This window comes from Microbacterium sp. IO18, assembly GCF_049099505.1.
Taxonomy (GTDB): Bacteria; Actinomycetota; Actinomycetes; order Actinomycetales; family Microbacteriaceae; genus Microbacterium; species Microbacterium aurugineum.
On the sequence record NZ_JBMJAF010000008.1, the window covers coordinates 1 to 1,016 of the forward strand.

Below are 1,016 nucleotides of genomic sequence, written 5' to 3' on the forward strand. Positions count from 1 at the left end.
GGTAAGATAGAGAAGTTGCCCTGCGGGCCTGGTTGTGATGACTGGGTCGTGGGAGCATCCGATCCTTGAGAACTCAACAGCGTGCACTTGTCAAATGCCAAATTATCCTCGTCTAGCTTCGGCTGGGTGAGAATTCCTTTGGATCAAAGACCAGCCCTTCCGGGGGCTGGCAATGGATGAAGTCAGCAATGAATTTGTCTCTTTGGTCAGCATCAAACTCGCTGCGTTCATCGTTTTCCCGGTGTTCGTATGCATTTCTTTTTTACGGAGAGTTTGATCCTGGCTCAGGATGAACGCTGGCGGCGTGCTTAACACATGCAAGTCGAACGGTGAACACGGAGCTTGCTCTGTGGGATCAGTGGCGAACGGGTGAGTAACACGTGAGCAACCTGCCCCTGACTCTGGGATAAGCGCTGGAAACGGCGTCTAATACTGGATATGTGACGTGATCGCATGGTCTGCGTCTGGAAAGAATTTCGGTTGGGGATGGGCTCGCGGCCTATCAGCTTGTTGGTGAGGTAATGGCTCACCAAGGCGTCGACGGGTAGCCGGCCTGAGAGGGTGACCGGCCACACTGGGACTGAGACACGGCCCAGACTCCTACGGGAGGCAGCAGTGGGGAATATTGCACAATGGGCGCAAGCCTGATGCAGCAACGCCGCGTGAGGGACGACGGCCTTCGGGTTGTAAACCTCTTTTAGCAGGGAAGAAGCGAAAGTGACGGTACCTGCAGAAAAAGCGCCGGCTAACTACGTGCCAGCAGCCGCGGTAATACGTAGGGCGCAAGCGTTATCCGGAATTATTGGGCGTAAAGAGCTCGTAGGCGGTTTGTCGCGTCTGCTGTGAAATCCGGAGGCTCAACCTCCGGCCTGCAGTGGGTACGGGCAGACTAGAGTGCGGTAGGGGAGATTGGAATTCCTGGTGTAGCGGTGGAATGCGCAGATATCAGGAGGAACACCGATGGCGAAGGCAGATCTCTGGGCCGTAACTGACGCTGAGGAGCGAAAGGGTGGGGA

The 1,016-nt window shown here is 55.8% G+C and carries 1 rRNA gene; it reads left to right on the forward strand.

Annotated elements, in window-relative coordinates:
* Positions 1-261 precede the first annotated feature (261 nt).
* A 16S ribosomal RNA gene (locus ACLF6J_RS17650) occupies positions 262-1,016 on the forward strand; the annotation flags it as partial.